The organism is Polaromonas sp. (assembly GCF_029945895.1).
In the GTDB taxonomy this organism is placed as follows: Bacteria; Pseudomonadota; Gammaproteobacteria; order Burkholderiales; family Burkholderiaceae_C; genus Polaromonas.
Genome location: NZ_JAQSDL010000105.1, coordinates 1 through 8,886, shown reverse-complemented (window position 1 = coordinate 8,886; position 8,886 = coordinate 1). Strand labels below are relative to the sequence as shown.

Below are 8,886 nucleotides of genomic sequence, written 5' to 3'. Positions count from 1 at the left end.
CGCTGCCCCCCGAGGGGGCGCTGCGCCTGCGGGCCGGCAGAGCCGGACCCGCGGCCAGAGGTAGAGCCCCCACGCTTGTCGCTTCGCGTACTGCGCTGCCCCCCGAGGGGGCGCTGCGCCTGCGGGCCGGCAAAGCCGGACCCGCGGCCCTGGCTTGAAAAGTCCGCGCCAGCGGAGAACCTGATCAGCCTTTTTGCTTGTCCGGCGGTTTGAGGCCCGCCACCGTGGCGCGCGGATGCGCGGCGTCGTACACCTTGGCCAGGTGCTGGAAATCGAGCCGGGTATACACCTGCGTGGTGGTGATGTTGGCGTGGCCCAGCAGCTCCTGCACCGCGCGCAGATCGCCGCTCGACTGCAGCACATGGCTGGCAAACGAATGCCGCAGCATGTGCGGATGCACCGGCGTCGCCAGGCCGGCCTGCAGGGAGCGTTGTTTGAGCCGCACGCGGATGTGTTGCGGCGTGAGGCGGCTGCCGCGCTGGCTGATGAACAACGCCGCGTCGTCCCTGGCCCAGGCGCCGCGCACCGCCAGCCAGGCCTGCAGCGCCTCCAGCGCCTTGCTGCCCACCGGCACACTGCGCCGTTTGGAGCCCTTGCCGAGCACATGCGCTTCCGCCGCCTGCAGGTCTATCCAGCCGCGCGCCTGGCTGCTGGCCAATGCGTCCAGCCCGGTCAACTCGCCGATGCGCAGGCCGCAGCCGTAAAGCAGTTCGGTGATGCACTGGTCACGTGCCAGCAGCGCCGGGTCTTCGCCGTCCGCGCCTGCGAAGGCCGCCAGTTGCACCGCTTCATCGACGCTGAGCGCCTTGGGCAGCGGCTTGGCAGCTTTGGGGGCGCGCAGGTCCTGCACCGGGTTGCTGGCCACCAGGCCCTCACGGCCCAGCCAGGTGTAGAAGCCGCGCCAGCCCGAGAGGATCAGCGCAATGCCGCGCCCGCTGCGCCCGCCGCTGTGCATCTGCGCCACCCAGCGCCGCATGTGAGGGTTCTGCACGTCGGTCAGCGCCACGCCGGCCTGCCGGCAGTTCGCCTGCAGTTTTTGCAGATCCAGCGCGTACAGCTCGACGGTGCGCTGCGCCAGGCGTTTTTCGACTCGCACATGTTCGAGGTAACGCTCGACCAGCGGATCGCTGTCGGGGACCGGCGCGTGCAAGGCCGCCTCAGCAAAACCTGGGGGTGCGTCCTGCCTGGCCATGCGTGAAAAGGCTAGTCAGCCATGGGCCGCAGGCGCGACAGCGCCGCGCCGGCCAGCTCGCCGATGCGTTCGAGGAAGTCGGTACCCATGCTGGCGCTGAAACGCTCAGGGTCGGGCGAGGCCAGCACCAGCATGCCGAAAGCCTGCGGCGCCTTGCCCGGACGCAGGGGGATCAGCGCCACCGACAGGGCCTGCGCTGGATCGGGCAGCCAGTTGACGGCCTCGAAGCCCGAGTTGACGCCGCAGTACGGCGTCGTCAATGAAGAGGCAAAAGTCTGCGTGTCTTCGCTGACGCCGGTGGAAAAATCTTCCATCGAAAAAATGCCGTTGACATGCCAGACCTTGATGGCCGCCTGGGGCACCGCGAACTGCGTCTGGATCTCGCGCACGATGGTGTCAGGCAGGTCGCGCGCGTGGGCCGTCAGCAGCAGGTTCAGCGTGCACTCCTGCAGCTTGTCGGCAATGGCGACGTTTTCATTGCCGTGGCGGATCATCTCGACCACCCTGGACTCCAGCGCCTTGATCTTGTCGCGCAACATGCCGGCCTGGCGCTCCTGCAGGCTGACCGCCCGGCTGCCGTGGCCACTGGACAGCTGCACGGTCGCCAGCAGCTCGGCGTGGCGCTCGAAGAAGTCCGGCGTGTTGGCCAGGAAGTTGGCGATGTCGTCTTCGGTGATCGGGTTCTGGATCGAGTGTTCGCTTGGATTCATGTTCTTGGTTTTTCCGTTAGGTCAACAAAATCTGCAGATTCAAAGGTGGTCGGGGACTTCAATCGAGGCTTCAAACACCGTGGTCGCCGGGCCGGTCATCAGCACCGGCGCCGGCGCGGCATCCACGCCGCCCTGCCATTCGATGCTCAAGGTGCCGCCGTGTGTGATCACATCCACACGCGCGTCCAGCAGGCCCAAGCGTATGCCAGCGACCACAGCCGCGCAAGCCCCGCTGCCACAGGCCAGGGTTTCACCGGCGCCGCGTTCATACACCCGCAGGCGGATCTGGCTGCGCGACACCACCTGCATGAAGCCCGCATTGACCCGGCGCGGGAAACGCGCATGGCCTTCGATCAGCGGTCCGTCCTGAAGCACCGGCGCCGCTTCCACATCGTCCACCAGTTGCACCGCATGGGGGTTGCCCATGGACAAAACTGCTATCAAAACAGGAGCTGTTTGCGCCCGACCAGCAAGGGCCAGAGGCCATTTTTTCCATGAATTCACAGCCTGGGGCGTCAAGCCGCTGGCATCAAAGGGCACACGCGCCAGGTCAAAGATGGGCGCGCCCATGTCCACGGTCACGCGGCCGTCGGCCTGCATGCGCGGCTCAATCACACCCGACAGGGTTTTGACACGCACCGACTCCTTGGTGGTCAGCCCCTGCTCGCGCACAAACCGCACAAAACAGCGCGCGCCGTTGCCGCACTGCTCCACCTCGCCGCCGTCGGCGTTGTGGATCACGTATTCAAAGTCGATGCCCGGCTCGCTGGCCGGCCGCACCGACAAAATCTGGTCAGCGCCAACGCCGAAATGGCGGTTGGCCAGAAAGCGGTACTGGCCGGGCGTGAGGTTCAGCCGGCCCGCGGTCTCGTCGAGCATGACAAAATCATTGCCCGCCCCCTGCATCTTGGTAAATCGGATCAGCATGCCCGTATTATCCGCCGGGCTGCACCCTGCCCCGCACAACAGAAAGCCCCCCATGCGCATTCCCGACTGGACCCCCGCCCTCAAACCCCAACCCCAGGACCTGGTGGACGCCGTCCTCAAGCGCCGCGGCGGCACCCTGATCAACCTTGATAAGGCCCTGCTCTGGAGCGAGCCGCTGGCGCGCGGCTGGAACGTTTACCTGGGCGCGGTACGCACCGGCCTGCCGACCAGTCGCAAGCTGCGCGAACTCGGCATCTGCACGGTCGCCCTGCTGACCGGCGCGGCGTATGAATACAAACACCATGCGCCGGACTTTCTGGCGGCCGGCGGCACCCAGGCCGAACTCGATGCCTTGAACTTGCTGGTCAAGGCCGATGCACGCGCTTCGGCAGAGCACCCTGCCCTTGGCGCGGTCGAGCAGCTGGTGGTGCGGTACGCCGCGCAGATGACTGTCGACGTGAAAGTCAGCGACGATGTGTTCGAAGGCCTGCGCCAACATTTCGATACGACTGAGCTGGTCGAGCTGACCAGCGCGATTGCGACCTACAACATGGTGGCGCGTTTTCTGGTGGCGCTGGGCGTGTCGCCCGAAGAACATGATTGATCAAGCGCGCAAGGTTGGACACAGGTATTGAATGTCTGGCTTCAGCGTGTAGTCACCAGGACGAGAATGAAATCCATGCAGACACGCTCCCGTTCACCTCTAAGCGCCGGCTTGCCATGTGCCCCGGCACTGCTGGTGGCCGCTGCCCTCACGGCTTGCGCCACCGCACCTGCTGCCGACCCTGCGCCGCCCACACCAAGGCCCGCAGTGAGCGCCCCGGCGCCAGCCGCCTCGGGCGAACTGGATCAAAACCAGCGCTTTGCACGCTGGATTGCCGACTTCAGCGCCAGCGCGCGCACGGCAGGCATCAGCGACGAAACGCTACAGCTCGCCTTCAATGACATCCGTTTCATCCCCCGCGTCACAGAACTCGACGGTGCCCAGCCCGAGTTCACCCGCGCCGTCTGGGACTACCTCGACAGCGCGGTCTCGGCGCAACGTATCGTCCGCGGCCAGGACCGGTTGCTGCAAGCGCGGCCTGCGGTGGATGCCGCTGCTGCGCGTTACGGCGTGCCTGCCGAAATCCTGGCGGCGATCTGGGGCATGGAGAGCAACTACGGCAGCAACACCGGCGATATTCCCACCATCGACGCCCTCGCCTCGCTGGGTTTCGAGGGCCGACGCGAAGCCTGGGCGCGCAGCCAATTGCTTGCGGCTCTCAAAATTCTGCAGAACCGGGACATCAGCCGCGCACAGATGATCGGCTCCTGGGCCGGCGCCATGGGCCAGACGCAGTTTTTGCCCTCCAACTTTCTGGCCTACGCTGTCGATGCCGACGGCGACGGCCGGCGCGACATCTGGGGCAGCCTGCCCGACGTGATGGCCTCGACCGCCAACTTTCTCGCACGCTCAGGCTGGCAGGCCGGCCAGCCCTGGGGCGCGGAAGTGTATTTGCCGCAGGGCTTTGACTACGCGCTTGCCGATACGGCGACGCGGCAGCCGGCATCGGCCTGGGCGGCGCTGGGCGTGCGCTCTGTCAACGGTGCGCCGCTGCCCGACCTTCCCGACAGCGGCATCCTGCTGCCTGCCGGCGCGCGAGGTCCGGCTTTTATCGTCGGCCCCAACTTCCGCACCCTCCTGCGCTACAACAATTCGACCAGTTATGCGCTCGCGGTGAGCCTGCTGTCTCAGGCACTGGCCGACGGTCCGCCTGTGCAAGCCGCCTGGCCGCGTGACCTGCAGCCCTTGTCACGCAGCCAGTTGCTGGCGCTGCAGACAGCGCTGAATGCACGCGGCTTCGACACCGGCACCCCCGACGGCATGATGGGCCCGGCCACGCAAAGCGGCATTCGTGGCTACCAGCGCAGCGTGGGGATGGCGGCGGATGGGTATCCGACTTTGGAGTTGCTGCAGCGCCTGCAATGAGGCTGCAGATCCCGGTTTCTGGTGGCTCAGGGGCCGTCCCGGGAGGTGGCGGGCCAAAGAAATAGCTCAGCGGACGCCCGGGACTTGCGCTCTAACGCGCAACCTGGTTCAGGAATGCAATGAGCTCACGATTGACTTCGTCAGGGCATTCCTGCTGAACCCAGTGACCGCAGTTGGGCAAAATGGCCGTGCGCTTCAGTCCGGGAACGGTGGTGGCCATCCTGTCAAAGTTTGCGCGCGTACTGCGCAGAACCGGGTCCTGCTCACCAGCGATGAACAGCGTTGGTTGAGTGATGGTCGCGCCATCAAAGGATTTCATGATTTCCCAGTTGTTGTCGAGGTTGCGGTACCAGTTCAGCGGCCCTGTAAAACCGTTGCGGGTGAACTGCTCAACGTAATACTTCAACTCGGCGTCGCTCAGCCACTTGGGCATGACTTTCGGTTCAACAAGGGTCTCCAAAAGCCGTGACCGGCTTGAGCGGGGTGGCAGCCGTTGCAGCTCTGCCGCCGCTTCGGCAGAGGCGTTGTAATAGAACGCCTTGAGAAATCGCGGGATATCTCCCTCCAGTTCGGCCTCGGCGACCCCTAGCTCCTGAAAGTACACGATGTAGTTAAAGCTGCCTCCGACTGCCCGCCGGATGGCTGCCACAGGAGGAGAGCCGCGGCGCTGGTTGTACGGAACACTGAGCGCAACAATCGCTTTAAAGCGTTCCGGTGCCAGCAGCGCGGCGTTCCAGGTGAGAACGGCGCCAAAGTCATGACCAACAAGAACGCAAGTTTTTTCACCGAGAGCGTCCATTAAACCGGTGATGTCGGCAACCAATTCCTTGATGGCGTAGTCGGCAACAAGCTTCGACCCACCCGTCGCGCCGTAGCCGCGGAGGTCTGGAGCAATCACCCGAAAGCCGGCTGCAGCAAGCGCCGGTAGCTGGTGCCGCCAGGAAAACCAGCTTTCGGGAAAACCGTGGCAAAGGATCACGAGGGGACCGGTTCCCTGTTCCACGTAATGAATGCGCAAGCCGCGGACATCGGCAGTTTTGCTGCTCCAGTTGCCGCTGGGAAGAGTCTGAGCCACACTCGTTGATGTAAAAGGAAGCACAGTCGCCGCGATTCCGCACAGGCTCTGGGTCAAAAAATTACGGCGGTCGTCCCGCGGTTGGTCATCAACGATTCGATTCAAGCGTTCCATGAGGTGTCTCCGGGGGCAGGAAAAGATGGGCTGCAGCAATATAGCCTGACTGTAGAACCTCTGCTCGCCCTTAGAAGCTTTTTCATCCCTTGGCACAGCCCCGGCGCAACAATACGGCATCCACATGGGCAAGATGGGCACAAAACCACAGCACCTCTAGCCCGTTTCGTCACTTATCCCGGCCAATTAAAAGAGCCCACAGGCCCTTTTAATTTCGCATCAATCGTTCAATCCGCCTTGATCCCGTTGTCCTTCACCACCTTGGCCCAGGTGTCGATCTGTTTGTCGATGAACACGCGGGCCGCGTCCGGGGTGCCGGTCTGGATCTCGATGCCCTGCGCGCTGAGTTTTTTTGCAATGTCCGGGCTTTTCAGCGCCTTGTTGATTTCCTCGTTCATGCGTTTGATGACTTCGGGCGGTGTTTTGGCCGGCGCCAGAATGGCCCACCAGGCCGGGGCGTCAAAGCCGGCAAAACCGCTTTCGGCCACCGTCGGCACATTCGGCAGTTCGGGGGCGCGTTTGCTGGTGGTCACGGCCAGCGGACGCAGGCGGCCATTGTCGATGTGCGGCTTGGTGACAAACACCGAACCGATGGACAGCGGCACATGGCCGGCGACGGCATCGGTCATCAGCGGGCCGCCGCCCTTGTAGGGAATGTGTTGCCAGTCGATGTTGCCGCTTTTGGACAGCAAGGCCATGGCCAGATGGCCCAGGCTGCCGGAGCCAATGCTGCCGTAGCTGACGTTCTTTTTGGCCTTGGCGGCGGCCACCACGTCGGCAAAGGTTTTGTACTCCGATGCGGAAAACGTCGCCAGCACCATGGCCGAGGTGCCGATCAGCGAGACCGGCGTCAGGTCCTTGCGGGTGTCAAAAGGCATGCCGGGGATCAGGCTGGGGTTGACGCCGTGGGTGTCAAAGACCACCGCAAAGGTGTAGCCATCCCCCGGCGCTGCCGCCACGGCCGCCGTGCCGATGGAGCCGGACGCGCCGCCCTTGTTTTCGACAATGATGGTCTGCCCCAGTTGCTGCGACAGCGGCACCGCCAGAATGCGCGCCACCTGATCGACCGAGCCGCCGGGCGGAAACACGGCGACAAACTTGATGGGCTGTTTGGTGGGCCAGGCCTGTGCCATGGCGCTCATCGAGGTAGCGCACAGTGCGGCGGCCGTGATGGCCAGGGCGGTTCGGGAAATCCAGTGTTTCATGGTGAAGCTGTCCTGCAAATGAAGTGAGGACCAGTATCCGCAGCGTGCGCCTTGAAAACCATTGCGGTTAACACTTAGCATGCCAACGATCGACCCGGCACGCCGACGCCCCGCCGCGGTTTCGCGCAAAATCAGGCCATGGTCCGACCTTCCCAACTCCTCTACCCGCAGCGCGAACCCGCGCCCACCCGCCCTGCCGCCACCGTGCTGCTGCTGCGTGACAGTGCCCAGGGCATCGAAATCCTGATGACCCGGCGTTCGATGACGGCCAGTTTTGCGCCGGGCGCCTATGTCTTCCCCGGTGGTGGCATCGACGCGGCCGATGCGGCAGCACACGCGCAGTCCACCCGGCGCGCGACCCAGACCGACCTGCACCTGACGCAGGCCATCGCCGCCATCCGTGAAAGTTTTGAAGAACTCGGCGTGCTGCTGGCCCGCCATGCCGATGGCAGCCACGCCACCACGGCCGACATTGCCGCGCTGGACCGCAAGGCGCCGTTTGCCGCGCAGTGCCGCGAACGCGGCCTGACATTGGCCGGTGACCAGGTGTTTGTGCTGGCGCACTGGATCACCGACCGCGACCTGCCGCGGCGCTTCGACGTGCCGTTTCTTGTGGCGCGCATGCCGGAAGGCCAGGAGCCGGTGGCCGATGAAAGCGAACAGTTCGAGCCCTGCTGGGTGCGGCCGGCCGACGCGCTGGCACGGCACGAAGCCGGCGGATTTTTCATCATCTTCCCGACCATACGCACGCTGCAGCGGCTGCAGCACTTCGACACGGTGGACGCCGTGCTGCAGGCCTGCGCCGCGTCCGAGCAGCCGCTGTGGACCTCGTGCCCGCGCGCCGGTTTGCTGGCCGGCGCCGAAGCGCGCTACATGGAGCACGAGGCACCCTATGGCGAACTGACCCTGACCAGCCCGGACGGGCAAATGGTGCACACGCTGGACTGGCAGACCGCGCAGCCCGTCGCCCTGCTGAAAAACCTGATGCGCCTGACCGCGCCCAACCCCGGCGTGATGACCGGCCCCGGCACCAACAGCTACCTGGTCGGCGACCCGCACACCGGCTACATCGCCATCGACCCGGGCCCCGCCGACATGGACCATCTGCAACGCCTGTGGCGCGCGGCCGGCGGCGACATCCGCATGATTGTGTGCACCCACTCACACGCTGACCACTCGCCCGGCGCCAAACCGCTGCAGGCCCTGTGCAGCACCCCGCCGCCCATCCTGGGCCTGCCGTCGGCACCGACAGCGCGCGCCGCCAGCCAGTTCACACCGGACCGGTCGCTATCAAATCAGGAGCTGCTGGCGCTTACCGGACAAGGGCTGGAGGGCAAAATGACCCATACCCTGAAGGTCATCCACACGCCCGGCCATGCGGCCAACCACCTGTGCCTGGTACTGGTTGAAGACGGCATCCTGTTCAGCGGCGACCACATTCTCAACGGCAGCACCACGGTGGTGGACCCGCCCGACGGCAACATGAACGCCTACCTCGATTCGCTCGACGTGCTGGCCGCGGCTTGCGACGAACACGGCATCAACTTCATCGCCCCCGCCCATGGTTATGTGCTGGGAGAAGCCACCACCGTCATCGCCCAGCTCAAGGCGCACCGCCTCAAACGTGAGGCCAAGATCATCGGCGTGATGCAGGCGCAGCCGCAAGGCAGCATGGACGAGTGGGTGGCCGCCGC

General features: G+C 65.0%; 8 protein-coding genes. 3 read left to right on the top strand and 5 right to left on the bottom strand.

The window, feature by feature from the left end:
* Window positions 1–184: 184 nt before the first annotated feature.
* The 3 genes from PSV33_RS15810 to dapF are packed head-to-tail and all read right to left on the bottom strand — an operon-like array spanning window position 185 to window position 2,829.
* The gene (locus tag PSV33_RS15810) at window positions 185–1,192 is read right to left on the bottom strand and encodes a tyrosine recombinase XerC (RefSeq protein ID WP_300563239.1); all 1,008 of its coding nucleotides are present in this window, start codon (window positions 1,190–1,192) and stop codon (window positions 185–187) included.
* Between the two features lie 11 nt (window positions 1,193–1,203).
* A complete protein-coding gene (locus PSV33_RS15805; RefSeq protein ID WP_300563238.1) occupies window positions 1,204–1,902 on the bottom strand; it encodes a DUF484 family protein in 699 nt (232 codons plus the stop codon).
* A 39-nt stretch (window positions 1,903–1,941) separates the two neighbouring features.
* Entirely contained in the window at window positions 1,942–2,829 is an 888-nt protein-coding gene (dapF, locus tag PSV33_RS15800) for a diaminopimelate epimerase (RefSeq protein WP_300563237.1), read from the bottom strand.
* 52 nt (window positions 2,830–2,881) lie between these two features.
* Between dapF and PSV33_RS15795 the strand changes: the two genes are divergently transcribed.
* The gene (locus PSV33_RS15795; RefSeq protein ID WP_300563236.1) at window positions 2,882–3,433 is read left to right on the top strand and encodes a carboxymuconolactone decarboxylase family protein; all 552 of its coding nucleotides are present in this window, start codon (window positions 2,882–2,884) and stop codon (window positions 3,431–3,433) included.
* Window positions 3,434–3,508: 75 nt separating this feature from the next.
* On the top strand, window positions 3,509–4,798 hold the full coding sequence (locus PSV33_RS15790; protein ID WP_300563235.1) for a lytic murein transglycosylase: 1,290 nt from the start codon (window positions 3,509–3,511) through the stop codon (window positions 4,796–4,798).
* Window positions 4,799–4,889: 91 nt separating this feature from the next.
* Here the strand turns inward: PSV33_RS15790 and PSV33_RS15785 are convergent, their stop codons facing one another.
* Together PSV33_RS15785 and PSV33_RS15780 are read right to left on the bottom strand one after the other, a co-directional pair.
* Window positions 4,890–5,987, bottom strand: a complete 1,098-nt coding sequence (locus PSV33_RS15785; protein ID WP_300563234.1) for an alpha/beta hydrolase — start codon at window positions 5,985–5,987, stop codon at window positions 4,890–4,892.
* Between the two features lie 227 nt (window positions 5,988–6,214).
* Entirely contained in the window at window positions 6,215–7,192 is a 978-nt protein-coding gene (locus PSV33_RS15780; RefSeq protein WP_300563233.1) for a tripartite tricarboxylate transporter substrate binding protein, read from the bottom strand.
* A 138-nt stretch (window positions 7,193–7,330) separates the two neighbouring features.
* Here PSV33_RS15780 and PSV33_RS15775 point away from each other — a divergent pair.
* The coding region (locus PSV33_RS15775) for an MBL fold metallo-hydrolase (protein ID WP_300563232.1) at window positions 7,331–8,886 on the top strand (1,556 nt) is incomplete at its 3' end.